Annotated in this window: 11 protein-coding genes and 1 pseudogene; 7 read left to right on the top strand and 5 right to left on the bottom strand. The window is 42.9% G+C overall.

Going from position 1 to position 15197, the window contains the following annotated elements; all coding sequences use genetic code 11:
* Positions 1 to 5 precede the first annotated feature (5 nt).
* Together NAF19_RS07330 and NAF19_RS07325 are read right to left on the bottom strand one after the other, a co-directional pair.
* Positions 6 to 923, bottom strand: coding sequence for a class I SAM-dependent methyltransferase (locus NAF19_RS07330; RefSeq protein WP_252789169.1), 918 nt, complete (start codon positions 921 to 923; stop codon positions 6 to 8).
* Complete coding sequence (locus tag NAF19_RS07325; RefSeq protein WP_252789168.1) at positions 923 to 2644, bottom strand: HAD-IIIC family phosphatase; 1722 nt, start codon at positions 2642 to 2644, stop codon at positions 923 to 925. Before NAF19_RS07325 ends, NAF19_RS07330 begins: the two co-directional genes overlap by 1 nt.
* 409 nt (positions 2645 to 3053) lie before the next feature.
* On the opposite strand from NAF19_RS07325, the pseudogene NAF19_RS07320 reads away from it, so the two are divergent.
* Positions 3054 to 3584, top strand: a pseudogene (locus NAF19_RS07320) (glycoside hydrolase domain-containing protein); the annotation flags it as partial.
* An 85-nt stretch (positions 3585 to 3669) separates the two neighbouring features.
* On the opposite strand, the gene NAF19_RS07315 reads toward NAF19_RS07320, so the two are convergent.
* Together NAF19_RS07315 and NAF19_RS07310 are read right to left on the bottom strand one after the other, a co-directional pair.
* Positions 3670 to 7332, bottom strand: a complete 3663-nt coding sequence (locus tag NAF19_RS07315; protein ID WP_252789167.1) for a CheR family methyltransferase — start codon at positions 7330 to 7332, stop codon at positions 3670 to 3672.
* Positions 7333 to 7884: 552 nt separating this feature from the next.
* Positions 7885 to 8028, bottom strand: coding sequence for a ThuA domain-containing protein (locus NAF19_RS07310; RefSeq protein ID WP_252789166.1), 144 nt, complete (start codon positions 8026 to 8028; stop codon positions 7885 to 7887).
* Between the two features lie 154 nt (positions 8029 to 8182).
* Between NAF19_RS07310 and NAF19_RS07305 the strand changes: the two genes are divergently transcribed.
* A complete protein-coding gene (locus tag NAF19_RS07305) occupies positions 8183 to 9181 on the top strand; it encodes a PorP/SprF family type IX secretion system membrane protein (protein ID WP_252789165.1) in 999 nt (332 codons plus the stop codon).
* Positions 9182 to 9285: 104 nt separating this feature from the next.
* Here the strand turns inward: NAF19_RS07305 and NAF19_RS07300 are convergent, their stop codons facing one another.
* The gene (locus NAF19_RS07300) at positions 9286 to 9705 is read right to left on the bottom strand and encodes a DoxX family protein (RefSeq protein ID WP_252789164.1); all 420 of its coding nucleotides are present in this window, start codon (positions 9703 to 9705) and stop codon (positions 9286 to 9288) included.
* Between the two features lie 186 nt (positions 9706 to 9891).
* Here NAF19_RS07300 and NAF19_RS07295 point away from each other — a divergent pair, with 186 nt between their 5' ends.
* The 5 genes from NAF19_RS07295 to NAF19_RS07275 all read left to right on the top strand — a co-directional run bounded on the left by NAF19_RS07295 (position 9892) and on the right by NAF19_RS07275 (position 15192).
* A complete protein-coding gene (locus tag NAF19_RS07295) occupies positions 9892 to 10572 on the top strand; it encodes a response regulator transcription factor (RefSeq protein WP_252789163.1) in 681 nt (226 codons plus the stop codon).
* Positions 10573 to 11934, top strand: a complete 1362-nt coding sequence (locus tag NAF19_RS07290; RefSeq protein ID WP_252789162.1) for a sensor histidine kinase — start codon at positions 10573 to 10575, stop codon at positions 11932 to 11934. It begins immediately after the preceding gene.
* Between the two features lie 134 nt (positions 11935 to 12068).
* The gene (locus NAF19_RS07285) at positions 12069 to 12578 is read left to right on the top strand and encodes a hypothetical protein (protein ID WP_252789161.1); all 510 of its coding nucleotides are present in this window, start codon (positions 12069 to 12071) and stop codon (positions 12576 to 12578) included.
* Positions 12579 to 12798: 220 nt separating this feature from the next.
* Complete coding sequence (locus NAF19_RS07280) at positions 12799 to 14067, top strand: TolC family protein (protein WP_252789160.1); 1269 nt, start codon at positions 12799 to 12801, stop codon at positions 14065 to 14067.
* Between the two features lie 21 nt (positions 14068 to 14088).
* Positions 14089 to 15192, top strand: coding sequence for an efflux RND transporter periplasmic adaptor subunit (locus NAF19_RS07275; protein ID WP_252789159.1), 1104 nt, complete (start codon positions 14089 to 14091; stop codon positions 15190 to 15192).
* Positions 15193 to 15197: the final 5 nt, after the last annotated feature.

Raw genomic sequence — 15197 nt, 5'->3', positions numbered from 1 at the left:
AGGGGTTATAAATAAGCTGCTTTATCTTTTTTAACAAATGCGCCGTAAAGGGTGGCTATTTTAAATTTCGCGGCCCGTTCCGGTGATACATCTTCGGTCAACAGATCTACTTCCATTTCAATTTTAAACCCGGCTACATGTATCATATCCCGTATAAAGTCGGCACTTTCAAATAGGTAAATATGGTCGATGGCCGGAGCATTGGTGGGAGTGGTTAAAAATAGCACACCATCTTCGCTAAGCAGGTCATTAACTTTTACCAGCAGTTGTAACGGGTTTTCTACATGTTCCAGTACTTCGCCAAGTGTTATAAAGTCGAATTTCTTATCGCTGTTGAAATCGTAAATATTTTGGAGATTAAATTCAACCCGGTCATCTTTTATAAAGTCTTTTGCTAACGCGATGGACGTTTCGCTGATATCTACAACCGTAAAAAACGTTTTGTCGTCCAGTATCTCCAGCGCTTTTGAAAGATAATAACCATGCCCGGCGCCAATCTCCAAATAGCTTTTGGTTTCATCTTTATAAGCAGGCAAATTGCTGATGAAAAAATCAACTATTTGATAGTGATGCTTCCACAAAAACTGCGACATAATTAACCCATGCATATAATATTCCATGGTTTCCGGGCGGGCGTAAACGCGCTGGATTACTTCTTCGAACGTGGTGCTGCTGTATTTGCCCGTGCGTAAAAACTCAATTGTCTCGGCATTTACGTCGGCAATCATTTGCAGGTAACAATCAATGGCGTAGTCTAAGGTTTTGTTCTGTGCATGCAATATACCGGTGTATTTTTCGAAGAAGGCATCTGCCAAATCATAATATCCATCATCAAAAAAAGCGATATTCTTTTTTAGCTTTTTGCCATGCATGGGGTTAAGCGCCGCAATTTTATTATAAATATAATTTACCGGGTGCTCCATTATTTACGGCTGATAAAAGTGTTTTTTGTTTGATAGTTGTCGACCGGTATTGTCCAATATCCATCTCGTTCGGTAAAGCCTAGATTTGCATAATGGTCTGCCACTATGCCGTTTTTTGCTGTTGGCAGGTATTCACCTTTTAAGTATTTAAAGTCGTTTCTGGCGGCGGCGTCAATCAATTCATTTAACACAAAGTTTTCCATTCCCCGTTTCAGCACCCTGCAACTCATCAGCCAGGTATCTATAAACAAAGTGTCGTCATCTTCTTTTTTGAGGATAACAGCAGCTATCAGGCCGTTATCACCAAATTTATCGGCCAGTGTAAATGAAAATGAGAACACGCCTATGGATTCCGCCAGCTTCTTCAATTCTGCTTCTGTATATCTTACTGTGCGTACGTTAAACTGGTTTGAGCGTTGGGTAAGCTGCGCGGCCCTGGGTATATTGAAGTTAGTAAATGGTTCCACCACCGAAAACATATTTAAGCTTTTTAAAAAATCATCTTCGTTAACAAAGCTTTGTTGTTCATTAGTTCGTTTTGCTTCTATTTGGTAATGCTTTGTGCGTTCTGCGTCTTCGTTTGACCAAGACGCAGTTTCGAACAGGTTAAGACTGTACAGATATTCAAGGTAATCGGCGGAATCGGCGGGTAAATCAGGGACAGTTATATCCGGGATATTTTCCTTGACCATGTCTCGTTCAAAAGGGTTATCATCCAAAAATACCATCGAATCAAACCCAATGTTAAGCGTACTTTGAATGCGATGCAGGTTGTCGACTTTGTTATCCCAATTAATGGCAAACATGGCGATGTCATCGGGTTTCAGAACCATATCAGGATGCTTTTCAAAAGCTTCCATTGCAATGGCTTCCGTATTTTTGCTGCAGGCTACAAGGATGATGCCCCTGTTTTTTAATTTTTTCAGCCAGTGTTGCAATTCGGTAAAAGCCTTGCCGATGCCCAGGCTGCCGAGCTGTATGTTTTCGATACCGTCATCGCCGATCACACCGCCCCAAATAGTGTTGTCCAGGTCAAATACCAGGCATTTCTTAAATTTTCCGTACATAGCAGCGATAACCTCAACAGTACGGGCGGCAACTTTGGGTAAAATATCAATGCTTAAAACCATTCCTGTATTGATATACACAGACGGCTGAAAAAGGGTTGCTTTACCATATTGATTTTGAATAGCCGCTAAATCACAAATGTAAAATCCTGCATTATTCGTGGCGAATTCCATCAATCCGTAATTAAGCTTTCGGGTTTGGAATAGGAATGATGACGGCGTTTTATTGGCGTAACTGCCAAAAACAGCGTCATTTATTTCGGGATAGTTATAGTAGATGATTTTTGCTGTTAAGCCGGAATTTATCGCCGCCGTCAGATTTTCAACCTGCTTTAATCGTTCTTCGGCTAAGCTGCTGTAATCTTCCGGGTTTAGCTTGTTATATTTTTGAAGCAGCTGGTGCGATGAATGAAAAACAATAACAACATCGGGTTTATAGGCATAAAATTCCGAAGCATGGTCAAATACCTGCCGCTCAATTTGGGCGAAACCGGCCTCCCAAATTTGTAAATCAAACCCCATGTCATAGCCTGTTCCACGCAAAGCGATAGTCAGTAATTGCGTTGGGTTATCGCCGAGCAACGCAACTTTAACAGGTGTCAAATTTGAAAAGTCGTTCTTTAGGTTTTTTTTCAGCTCCGAAAAAATCTTCATGATGATAAAATTATAAATAAATACAGGATAATGATAAAGGCATAGGTTTATGCCGCTGTTCCACCCTGTTCACAGTGGAACATAAGGAACAGGGTGGAACAGGAACAGCTCGCCCTAACGTGTTAAAAACCTTGTTTCTGCATTAATAATGCACTTTTTGCCTTGTCTGCTACCCTAAAAAACGCGAAAAGTACTGACAAATTAGTGTCAGCACTTTTCATAAAAAAAATGCTTATGCTTCCACATCGAAGCGGCGTAGCGGAATAAACAAAAATCGTAGTCTTTAATTTCCCCAACCCAATCCAACCTAATCAACCCAATTAACCGTCCCCCGGTTAAAAAACCGGTTAATTCGGCCCGGTTAAAAAATTTTTAACGCTATTAACCCAAATTTTAACACATCCTTTAATACCCATTCCTGAATTTGGTTTATCCATCGGTAAGCAAGCAGTTGCAGGAAGGATTGGTGAACGATTATAAAGAAGGTGGATGGCTGCCTGAATGGAGCAGCCCGGGGTACGCCGATTGTATGATTGGGAATAACTCCGCATCGGTAGTTGCAGAGGCTTATTTAAAAGATGGGCGGGGATACGATATTGAAACGTTATATGAAGCCCTAAAGCATGGTGCCAATAATAAAGGCCCCAACGCTGCCGGCCGCCGCGGGGTTGATTATTACAACACGCTGGGTTATGTGCCTTACGATGTTAAAAATAACGAAAACGCCGCACGCATTTTGGAATATGCTTATGACGATTTCGCCATATACCAATTAGGCAAAGCGCTAGGAAAACCTGCTACCGAAATTGAGGTCTACAAAAAACGCAGCCAGAATTACCATAACCTGTACGACAAACAAACCGGCCTGATGCGAGGGAAAAATAAGGATGGGAGCTTTGAAACATCTATGTCGGCAACGCCGAATAAACACAGGGGGGCTGGGAAAGGGGATGTGCCTTTTTCAATGTCGGGGGAAAAGTAAAACACCCTGCCGTCAATGACGCGAAGGTGAGGAGTGGTTCAGACTACAAAGGCAGCGTAAACCAAAACGTTGAGCCCAACCCTATTTCGCTGTCAACGCCAATGGTGCCACCATGGCGTTTGATGATTTCAGAGCAGATATAAAGACCGAGGCCCATGCCTGAATAATGGCCTCCACCGTAGTCGGCCCGGTAATAGCGGTCGAACAAATGGGGCACTTTGTCATGCGGTATGCCGGCACCGGTATCCCGTACCGATACTTTCACCATGTTGTCCTCTTTTTCAATAATCAAATATATTTTCTTGCAATCAGGTGCATATTTAACCGCGTTGTTAACCAGGTTAACTACCACCTGCTCAATCCTGTCTTCGTCGGCGTTTACCTCGAGCGTTTCATCACCCTGCACAACCAATTCGTGCCCGCCGCCTGCTCGCACGTGGCTACAGCATTGGTCGAGCATGCTGGCAACAACAAATGATGCTTTGTTTAACCGCAACTGGCCCTCGTTCATACTGTTCACATTCAGCAGTTCATCAATAAGGCGGGTAATCCGCTCCATACTGCGGGTGGCCTGGTCCAGGAAGCGGGGCATCATTGGTGATGGATTGTTTTTCATCCGCTCCATCAGTTGCAACGATGCCTTTAAACTGGTTATCGGTGTTTTTAGCTCATGGCTGGCAATACTAATAAACTCATCTTTTTTCCGGAGCATTTCCTTCGTATTTTCCTCCAGGTCCTTCTCCATCGAAATATCTAAAACTGTTCCTATAAAACGTGTAGCCTTGTTGTCTTTATCAAAATACGCTTTGCCCTTTGATTTTATCCAGCGCAGCTTTTGGTCGCTTTTGCCAATTGCGCGGTATTCAATATTAAACTCACCGCCGTTTACGCCCTTTAAAGCCTTTTTTATGGCATCGTTAACATCGTCCCTATCGTCGGGATGTACCAAGTTTAAAAAAATATCAAAACCAACAGTATCATTCGGTGCCAGGCCGAACAGTTCCTTGTTCCGGTTATCCCAAATCAACTCCCTTGTTAGTGGGTTAAAGTCCCAGGCGCCAATCCCTGCAGATTCGATGGCAAAATGCAGCCTCTCCTTGTTTTCGGCAAGCAGACGTTCGGCTTCGGCCAGGCCTTCTTCAACTTTTCTTTTGTCGGTTATGTCGTGGATTGCAAGCAGGGTGAGCTTTTCGTTGGTATAGGTATCAAACTGCCGTGCGGTTAGCTGCATTATACGGCGGCCAATCGTTTTAAAAACATGGTCCACCTCAAAGGCTTTAAAAAAGCCTTGCTGCGGCAACACTACGTCTAACTGATGCCGCAATTTCGGTATATTCCATTGTTTATTACCAAGGTCATAGACAAAATTGCCCTCCGTATCCTCTTCATTTACCCTGAACATGTTGTAGAATCCATCGGTTGCACGCAATACCACTAAATCCTTATCCAATATAACCAATGGGTCGTGTATGGTATTAAAAATCTCTTCGGTGTATTTCCTGGAGTTGTTGAGCTGGTCGTTACGGTCGAGCAGTTCGTTATTTACTATAGTTATTTCCTCGTTGGTGCTTTGCAGTTCCTCCGTTGATGTTTCGAGTTCTTCGTTCAGGCTACGAAGCTCTTCGCTGCCTGATAGCAGTTCTTCGTTAGCGCTTTGCAATTCCTCGTTGGCGGCTTCCTGCACTTCAGTTATGTTCCGCATATCTTCGCGGGTTTGGGATAGCTCTTTTTCCAATTGGTCAATGCGCTGCACCCAGGCGTTTATATTTTCCTGCGCATGCTTGGACGATGTTGAGTTCTCGCCCGAGGATAAAGTTGCTGAAAGGATACTATTTTGAAAAAGCACCAGGTAGAAAGCCTCCTCTGTATCCGATAGGGGTATTACCTCAATATTAACATACTGCGACTCATTATCTACTCTAAATGAAATACCTTCTTTCCGTACAATTGTTTGCTTGGTTTTAGCCATGTGCAGCAGGTTCCGTAATTCGAAAGAAAGGCCTTCGCGCGCCATTTTAAGTAAGTTAAAGCTCGGTTTTCCCTGCGATACTGCCAGCCAGGCATCTGTTTTGCCGCGAAACTGGATAATATCAAACAACTGGTCAACCATAACACCGGCCGGTGTATACTTTGATAGCAGTATGGCGTCGGCAACTTTATTAATGTCCCGCTCGTTATTTGCTTCGGGCGTTACCTGGTCAATGTCTTTTAACGTTTGCTCACTTTTTTCGGACGTTACATTCCTATATTTACCGTGCGGACCTTTCGATTGATAAATTTTTTGGTGTTTATCAACAGGTGCAAACAAGTCGGTACTCGATCCAATGGTTTCTGACTTACCAAGCATTAAATAGCCGCGTTCGTTTAATGCATAATGAAAGGTATTTAACGCCCTTTTTTGCAGCACCGGCTCAAGGTATATCATTACGTTGCGGCAACTCACCAAATCAATTTTTGAAAATGGGGGGTCTTTCAACAAATTATGATGCGCAAAAACGCACATATCCCTTATTGATTTATTCACCTGGTAGCTGCCGTCAAGCTTATTAAAAAATTGCTGCACCTGGAACGATGAAAGGCCGGCAAGTTCACTCTGCCGGTAAATGCCTGTCCTGGCCCTGGCAATCGCTGTTTCAGAAACATCGGTAGCAAAAATCTGGATTTTACGGGTAGCTATTTTATCGCCCAAAAACTCCTGCAGGCATATTGCAAATGAATAGGCCTCTTCGCCGGTGGCACAGCCTGCAATCCATATCCTTAGTGGTTCATCGGACGCTTTGTGAAGCAGAATGCCCGGGAAAATATTGTTACATAATAACTCAAAGCTATGCGGGTCGCGGAAAAAATCAGTCACGGATATCAGCATGTCATTGTATAATGCATCCTGCTCGGCTTTATTTTCTCTCAGAAAAACTAAATAGTCCTTAGGTTTCTCAATTTTATTCAGCGCCATACGGCGCACAATGCGCCGCTTTATGGTATTTTGTTTATAGTTGGTAAAATCAACCCCACGCCTTACGCGTAAAACGGTAAGCAACTGCCTAAAAATCTCCTCATCCTGTTCAGGCTCATTTTCTTTAACTTCTGCCGGGGTGTAGCTTGTGCGAAAAGGATGATTGATGGATATCAGTTTTGCAATAATTTGCTCTGCCGGCAAAATAAAATCAACCGCACCAGATCGGATAGCGCTTTTTGGCATGCTATCAAACGTAGCGTCCTCGTTTTGAGCAAATGTTATTCCGCCGTGTGATTTAATTACCTGCAACCCCTGGGTGCCATCATTTAACGCGCCCGATAATACCACGCCAACGGCAAAACTTTGATGTACCACCGCCAATGACGAAAAGAAAACGTCGATAGTTTTAACTTTTTTATTTTTTATCGGGTCGAGCTTTAATACACCATCTGTGGCGGTAAGGATATTTCCTGGTGGGATAATATAAACGTGGTTGGGCTCCAAATGAATATTGTCGGCTATTAACTGTACAGGGAGTTTTGTGACCTTTTGAAAAATTTCGGGTAAATAACTCTCGTATCCCGGGTGCAGGTGCTGTACAAACACATATGCCATCCCCGAGTCTGGCGGTACCGACTTTAAAAAAAGTTTAAATGCCTCTACACCTCCTGCCGATGCACCTATCCCAACCACAGGAAATTGATTTTCTGATGGTACAGTATCGTGATGGGCAGAATCTGGTAACGGCATAATAAATAAATTACAGGAGATATAAGCAGATAAAAAGCAGAAAGGACGGATTAGCTATCTGAATAAAGCTAAAGGTATAACTATTTTATAAGGAAAAGGTTGAATACGATAATCTATTCCTGATTAAGCAACACATAATAGTTTAAACTGTTTGATGTACGGTAATATTGTTTTATTTAAACCCAAAGCGTGTTTTGCAGGGCGCCGGTTATCATGGATTTATGAGGGCATGAACCTCATTCGCCCGAATGAGATTTTGAAGATGACGGTATAGTAAGTCTGTTTTATTCGCCAAATAAATATTATTTTTGTGTATGCAGATTCTCGAGATAAAAGTACCAGACAGTAAGAGTCATTTGGTAAAGCAATTTCTAAATGAATTGGGCATATCTGTTAAGGTAAAAAAAGAAAATACACCTAACGCCGAAACCATTAAGGCAATGGATTGTAACGAAGCAACCGCGAACTATACAAGTCCGCCCTGCAAGGTTCGCGATTGCCGCGCTCGTTCCTCGCTCGCAATGACATTTTTTTTATTGTGTCAGTCAACCGTTACTTCACCGCGCAAAATATCGCATTCCTTACCAGTTTAGTGTAATTAGCATCTTCAAATAATTGCGGGAAATGGCCCATCGCTATGTAAATGTTTTTCGCCTTCATGTGCTCGTTGGTCCACATCACCGGGTGGTCGCCCATTTTAACATCTTTGGGCGGGTTGTAGGTTGCTCAATTCACTGGAAACGGTGGGGGGGGTAAAAAAGCTTTCAGGAATATTTACATTTAATCGGGCGAAAATGCTTGGCTGTTAACTAAATACATTATTTTTATTGGCCTGAATAAAAATATGGTGATGGAATTAAAAATAAAACTGGTTATATTGTGCTGGAATTTTAATGCCAAAACACAACCTAAATTGAAATTTACAACCAATAGAAAATCAAGACTAAAGGGATTACTGGTACTGTTATTATTAATAACATTCGGAGTAAAAAAGGAAGCATTGGCGCAAAGCCAGTCTTTCAACTTTACCCAGTATATGGACAACCTTACTCCCCTAAACCCGGCCTATTCGTTGCTCGACCAGGCGAACTCTATAAATACGATGGCCCGCAAACAGTGGGTGGGGATCGATGGTGCACCAACAACCTTTCTGGTTAACGCCAACGTGCCGATCCAATCCATTGAAGGTTCGGCGGGGCTGATTGTGTTTAACGACCAGTTTTTTGTTGAGCACCAAACCGAGGCTAACTTATATTTTGCCAAAGCCATACAATTGGGAGAAAATAATTACCTGGCAGTATCATTAAATGCAGGTGTGCGAAACTACGTTGCGAATTATTCTTCTGTTGGACCGGATGACCCTTCGTTTCGTGATGACGTGAGGGAAACCCGGCCCAATATAGGCTTCGGCGTGCTCTATTTTTCCGACTGGTATTATTTTGGTATATCGGCACCCGAACTTACCATTACCAACCTTGGAACAGCTTCCATACAAAATGCCAATAACTTAAAGAGCCACTATTATTTAAGCGGCGCTTTGATAACTGAAATGGCGGAAGATTTTAAATTCCGGCCGTCAATATTGGTGTCTTATGCTAAAGGAATAAAAGCCGTAGCTGATGTTTCGGGCGTGATTTTTATCAAAGAAACCCTTGGCCTTGGCGCCAACTACCGGGTTAACGCAAACCAGGCAGCTGGCTTGCTATCCATTAACCTCGACCAGGTGCACATAGGCTACAGTTACCAATTTACCACCACAAGTAACCTTGGCGGCTTTAACCTTGCTACCCACGAAGTTACCCTGGGCTATCGTTTTGGCAAAGGCATAGGCAAACGGAAGTTGTTATAAACCTTTTTTGTAGAGACGCAATATTTTGCGTCTCGGAACCCTGACTTTGTTTGCGAGACGCGTCCTAAAAACGATATCGTTTCGGGACGCAAAATATTGCGTCTCTACTTTTTAAAGAGAATTTCATCAACATTCCATTTATCCCATTCTTTCGGTATAATTAATGCCGCTATTAATAATACCGCCCGCGGCATTACATGCGATAAATCCCAGATAGGCTCTAAAAGGCCGTGACCAAAAGAAACGATCAATAAATCGAGCGCCAGCAGGTACAATGTCCATTGCCTGAAAAGACCGATGATAAGCAAGAGGCCACAAATAAATTCAACATAAGTGGTATAATAAGCGGTCCCCCAAACGAGCCACTTGGGCAGGAAAGTTTTTTCGAAATTCTTAAAAAACATGTTATACAGCTTAGGTACGCCGAACTTAAATATTTTACCATAACCCTGCATAAAGAAAATTATACCCAATAATGCTCTTATGAATAATATGGCCGCAGCCCGTGACGTTTTATCGTTCATGAAAATGGATGATTTAGATTTTAAATATAGAAAATTATTTGACGGGAAAATTCCATTATAGCGATGGGTTTAAAACCCATCGCTATGAGAAAGCCGCGTTTGTTTTTAAAAGCGCCGTTCTTCCGGAAATCCAATAATCCTTTAATCCAATAAATCTTAGTTTATATTTGTCCCAACCAATACCCCATGGCGCATATTTTTTTAGTTGAAGACGAGGAACGTGTTGCCGCTTTTATAAAAAAAGCGCTCGAAGAAAACAACCATAAGGTCGACCTAGTGCGCGATGGCGCCGAGGCTATTAAACAATACGCAGCCAAACCGTACGACCTGCTGATTCTCGACATTACGCTCCCTTATCTAAACGGGATAGAAATTTGCAGGCACATCCGCAAAACGGATAAGGAAACCCCGATACTGATGCTGACTGCTCTTGATAGTATAGACGATAAAGTAAAAGGCCTGAATACCGGGGCGGATGATTACATGGTTAAGCCCTTCCATTTTAAAGAGTTGCTGGCCCGGATTGAAGCGCTGCTTCGCCGCAAAAATATTGAACCAGATAGTACAATCGTCTTGGGCGAGATCTGTCTGAATACGCACAATAATACAGTTGAGCGTGCAGGGCGTAAAGTCACCCTGACAACAAAGGAATATGCGTTGCTTGAACTGCTGATGCGCAATCCCGACAAAATATTAACCCGACAAACTATTGCCTTCAAAGTTTGGGGAATTGATTTCGATACAGGTACTAACGTGGTTGATGTGTACATGAATTACCTGCGCAATAAAATTGAAAAAGGCTTTACCGGTAAATACATATACACGGTTATCGGCAAGGGTTACATATTTAAAACAGAACCGGATTAAGTGAAAATAAAAAACCGTTTATCGCTGTATTTTGCGCTACTGGGCTCGGGTGTGTTGCTGGTAGTGCTGGCGGCTATCTATGTGTCATTTTACTCCTATATCCGCAGCGATTTTTTTAGTCATTTAAATGACCGTGCCAACGTGGCCGCCCAGCTTTACCTTAAGGCCGATGAAATTACACCCGACTCACTAAGCAAGGTGCGCAATCGGTATCTTAAAAACTTGCCGGGCGAAGTGGTACGCCTGTACGACAGCCGGAACACCGCCGCATTTATTACCGATGAAAAACAACACTGGGGTCGCGCCACCATCGAGTCGGTGAGGCGGCACAAGTATCTGCAATACAGCGATAAAGAGAACCAGGTAGTGGGAATTTACTATAAAGACAACCAGGGCAACTTCGTGATATTGGTTTCGGCGCGGGATATTGAGGGCAGTCGGCGGTTGCGGGATATGTTGCAAACCATGATAGTTGTTTTTGTTGTGGTTGGGGCATTGCTGTATTTTATAAGCCGGTTGCTGGCTACCAAGGCACTTTCGCCAATAAATAATGTGGTAAAGCAAATGCAGCTGATGAAGGCCACCAATCTGAACATGAGGGTTGATGAAGGCAACGGTAAAGATGAGATAAGCGAGCTTGCCCGCAACTTTAACCGTCTGCTGGCCCATCTTGAAAATGCTTTTGAGCTGCAAAAAACTTATGTAACCAATGCATCGCACGAGTTGCGAACACCCATAACAACCATAATTGGTGAGGTTGAGCTGGCATTGAACAAGGAGCGTGGCCCCGAAGCAAATAAACAAACACTGCAACTGGTTTTAGAAGAATCGGAACGGCTGCGTGATACCGTGACCGGGCTGATGGAGTTAGCCCAGGTGGACATGGATTATACTACCGCGGAACTAACGCCGGTACGCATGGACGAGTTGCTTTGGGAAGTACACGAGTTTTGGACCAATAAATACGGGCCGGGCCTGCTGAAAATAAACATACTGAGCCTGCCCGAAAACGAAGCCTTGCTAAACGTACCGGCTAACCGCCAACTGATGTTTATTGCCCTGAATAATTTAATAGGCAATGCATTTAAGTTTTCGGGTCAGAAAACGGTGACCTGTAATTTTTATGCTGATGAGCATTTGATAAGTATGCAAATCATCGACTCGGGGATAGGTATACCAAACGAAGATATTGATAAGGTAATCAAATCGTTTTACCGCAGCCATAATGCGCGCAATTTTGTTGGTACGGGGGTAGGGCTCTATGTTACTCAGAAGATTATTCAGCTATTTAATGGCTCGCTAAGCATTCAATCAACCGAGGGAGCCGGCACAACCATGACTGTAGACTTTTTGAGGGGGTAGAACAGGAAGTGTGGTTTAGTTTTTAAAGGCAAAAAAAAGCACAGTGTCACGCAATGGTAGCGTGTCTTTTCTAACTGTGAACCGGACGATTAAATACAAAAATTTTCTTCTATTTTTAATTAATTTTCTTCAATATGGCCTTTCCTATTTCTGTATCCTACTCTAAACCATTAAAGGCAACAATAACGTCTGACAACCAACAACAAATACTGAATTTTATTGAGAAATCTATATTAAAAGATAAGGCGGATAACGTAGTTGTAGAGGAAAAACATGTTAAATATCGAGGATCAACATCTGCCTGGCGAGGATCATTATTCAGAAGTGTCGACAATGGTATTTTTACCTTAATTTATAAAAATGATGGCTGGTGGTTAAATTATCAAATCAAGATGCGTAAGCTATTTGTCGGCGCAGCAATATTATCAGGTGTTATGGGCGTTTTTGCACTGGCAAATACCGGGCCATGGTGGGTAGGCATAGCAGCGTTTCTATGGTTTTGCGGTGCTAATTGGATCATCAATTTAATTAGACACGAAAGTGTCGCAGCTACTATGGCTGTGGAGATTGATGAATTGATATGCGGAAAAGCAGAGCTGCCCGAACAGGATAAAATGACGGGGGAGCTTAAGAGCTGGTTTTAGTTACAAAACCAGTTTAAACACTTAATTGATTACGATTTTTCAAAGTCTCGATAAACATGTTCGAGAATTGAAGGTTCAAACACCGAAGGTTTTAAACCCATCGCCCAAAATAGCGCGCGTCCATTCCAAAGCACTTTACCACATATTAGCTAAATTCTAATCCCGTTCTAATCTCCCACTGTAATTGTTAGCTTAATTTTGGGCTTCTGAAATTGAGACAATGGGATTGAGAACTGCTGCCATACTACTATTCTGCTTTTTTACTTTTACCGCGAACGCCCAGACAGACACGATAAAGCTAACCTTCCCCGATGCTGAAAAGCAGTTTTTGGAAAATAACTTTGCCCTGCTTGCGCAAAAATATAATGTGGAGTCGACCAAAGCATTGGTTGACCAGGCAGCCCTCTGGGATAATCCTGTGCTAAGCACCGATCAAAATATTTACGATAGCGGGAGTAAGAAATTCTTTTATCACAACGAAAGTCGTGCACTGGGCCAGGTATTTGTGCAACTGAACCAGGTATTTAAAACTGCCGGCAAACGCGGCAAGCAAATACAGGTGGCAAAGGATAATGCTAAAGTGCAGGAAGCCGAATTTAACGACCTGATGCGCAACCTGCGCTATAACTTACAGCTTGATTTTGGGCAGCTGGGCACCTTGTTTGACCAGGCTGCAGTTTACCGCAACGAGATAGCCGCCGCTACCAATCTTGTTAATGGTATCCAAAAATCGTACGATGCAGGTAATACCTCGATGAAGGACCTCATCCGTCTTAAAGCCCTGCTTTTCGGTTTGCAAAACGATATGACCGAAAATGCACGGCAGATAAATGACTTACAGGCGGAACTGAAAACACTCATCCAGGCTAAGGAAACCGCATTTATTGTACCGCTAACCGGCGATTTGCCAACCCAGCCTGCAGAATTAAATATCCCATCGCTGATTGAACAGGCAAAGGTTAACCGTGCTGACTACATATCAAACCAATACCAGCTGGCATCGGCACAACACAACCTCAGCTTACAAAAAGCAATGGCTGCTCCGGATATTACGATAGGTGCATCGTATGATAAAAACAGCAGTTACGCACAGAATTATTACGGCTTGCAAATTGGTTTGCCGCTGCCTTTTTTCAACCGAAACCAGGGTAATATCAAATCGGCACGGTTTAGCCAGATGAGCCAGGAAAATACTTTGAAAGACAGTGAAGCAAAACTGAAAAATGATGTGGTAGCGGCGGTTAACGAGTATAACCTTAACCAACAATTATTCAGTACGCAACAACTGGAGTTTAACGGGCAGTATGACACGCTATTTAAAAATATGCTGAAAGGATTTAAAGACCGCCAGGTAAGCCTGGTTGAATTTGTTGATTTTTTTGACACTTATAAAGACACCAAACTAAAAATGCTGCAACAACGGTATAACCTGCAAAAGGCCATTGCCGATTTAAATTTCGCCACCGGGACAACAATAATTAAACCTTGATATTAATACCCCTTAATATATATGATAACTAAACACCAAGTATCTGCAATTTGTCTTTCCGCCGTTTTTCTATTAGCTGCCTGCAAGGGTAAGGTTGAGCAGGCGGCGGAAAGCAAGCAGGTATGTATCAGCGACACATTAGCAAAAATTATAACTATAGATACCGCCAAAGTTACCACCATGAAAAACGAACTTAACCTAAGTGGCGAAGTAGCGAATGATGATAACAACGTAGTGAAAGTATTCCCATTCAGCAGCGGGCAGGTGGTAGAGGTTAAAGTATCAATTGGCGATAAAGTAAGCAGGGGCCAAACCCTGGCAGTAATGCGAAGCGCCGATATAGCTGGTAATTACACCGATTTATCGTCCACCCAATCAGACGTATCAGTAACCAAACGGCAGTTGGAACAAGCAGAATACCTTTACAAGAGCGGGATAGCCAGCGAGCGGGATTACACCGAGGCAAAAGAGAATTACAACAAAGCGGTGGCTGCCAATACTAAAGTAAAATCGCAGCTATCTATAAACGGTGGTGGCAATACCAGCGCCAACGGGATGCTGGTTATCAAAGCGCCGCAAAGCGGTTACATAGTTGAAAAGAACATAACATCGGGCAGTTTTATCCGCCAGGATAACGGCGGCAGCATGTTTACCATATCTGATTTGAAAGATGTTTGGATTTGGGCCAATGTTTTTGAGTCTGACATCAGCAAAGTAAAGGCGGGTTATACGGCTAAGGTTACTACACTTGCCTATCCCGACAAAGTGTTTACCGGTAAAGTAAATGAAATAAGCTCGGTGCTCGACCCGGATAACAAGGTGATGAAAATAAAGATCGCCCTGCCTAACCCGGATATGCTGTTAAAGCCGCAGATGTTTACCAATGTGGTGATCACCAACAGCGAGAATGCGCAATCTGTATCGGTGCCGGCAAAGGCTATTGTTTTTGATAATAGTAAAAATTTCGTGGTGATTTATAACGGTAAATGCGATTTAAAGGTGCAGGAAGTAAGCGTTATAAAAACGGTTGATGATGTAGCCTACATAGGCGCGGGGCTGCGGCCGGGCGATAAGGTGATATCAAAAAACCAGTTGCTGCTGTATGATGCCATCACCGGTAATTAACCGGG

Origin of the sequence: Mucilaginibacter flavidus (assembly GCF_024055575.1) — a bacterium.
Taxonomy (GTDB): Bacteria; Bacteroidota; Bacteroidia; order Sphingobacteriales; family Sphingobacteriaceae; genus Mucilaginibacter; species Mucilaginibacter flavidus.
The sequence above is the reverse complement of the archived record's forward strand: the minus strand, read 5'-3'. Positions and strand labels throughout refer to the sequence as shown.

Excerpts from the sequence above, each read along its gene's own strand:
- NAF19_RS07295 (WP_252789163.1), top strand. The coding sequence starts at position 9,892 with ATGGCGCATATTTTTTTAGTTGAAGACGAGGAACGTGTTGCCGCTTTT.
- NAF19_RS07280 (WP_252789160.1), top strand. The coding sequence starts at position 12,799 with ATGGGATTGAGAACTGCTGCCATACTACTATTCTGCTTTTTTACTTTT.
- NAF19_RS07325 (WP_252789168.1), bottom strand. The coding sequence starts at position 2,644 with ATGAAGATTTTTTCGGAGCTGAAAAAAAACCTAAAGAACGACTTTTCA.
- NAF19_RS07300 (WP_252789164.1), bottom strand. The coding sequence starts at position 9,705 with ATGAACGATAAAACGTCACGGGCTGCGGCCATATTATTCATAAGAGCA.
- NAF19_RS07285 (WP_252789161.1), top strand. The coding sequence starts at position 12,069 with ATGGCCTTTCCTATTTCTGTATCCTACTCTAAACCATTAAAGGCAACA.
- NAF19_RS07310 (WP_252789166.1), bottom strand. The coding sequence starts at position 8,028 with ATGGGCGACCACCCGGTGATGTGGACCAACGAGCACATGAAGGCGAAA.
- NAF19_RS07315 (WP_252789167.1), bottom strand. The coding sequence starts at position 7,332 with ATGCCGTTACCAGATTCTGCCCATCACGATACTGTACCATCAGAAAAT.
- NAF19_RS07305 (WP_252789165.1), top strand. The coding sequence starts at position 8,183 with ATGGAATTAAAAATAAAACTGGTTATATTGTGCTGGAATTTTAATGCC.
- NAF19_RS07275 (WP_252789159.1), top strand. The coding sequence starts at position 14,089 with ATGATAACTAAACACCAAGTATCTGCAATTTGTCTTTCCGCCGTTTTT.
- NAF19_RS07330 (WP_252789169.1), bottom strand. The coding sequence starts at position 923 with ATGGAGCACCCGGTAAATTATATTTATAATAAAATTGCGGCGCTTAAC.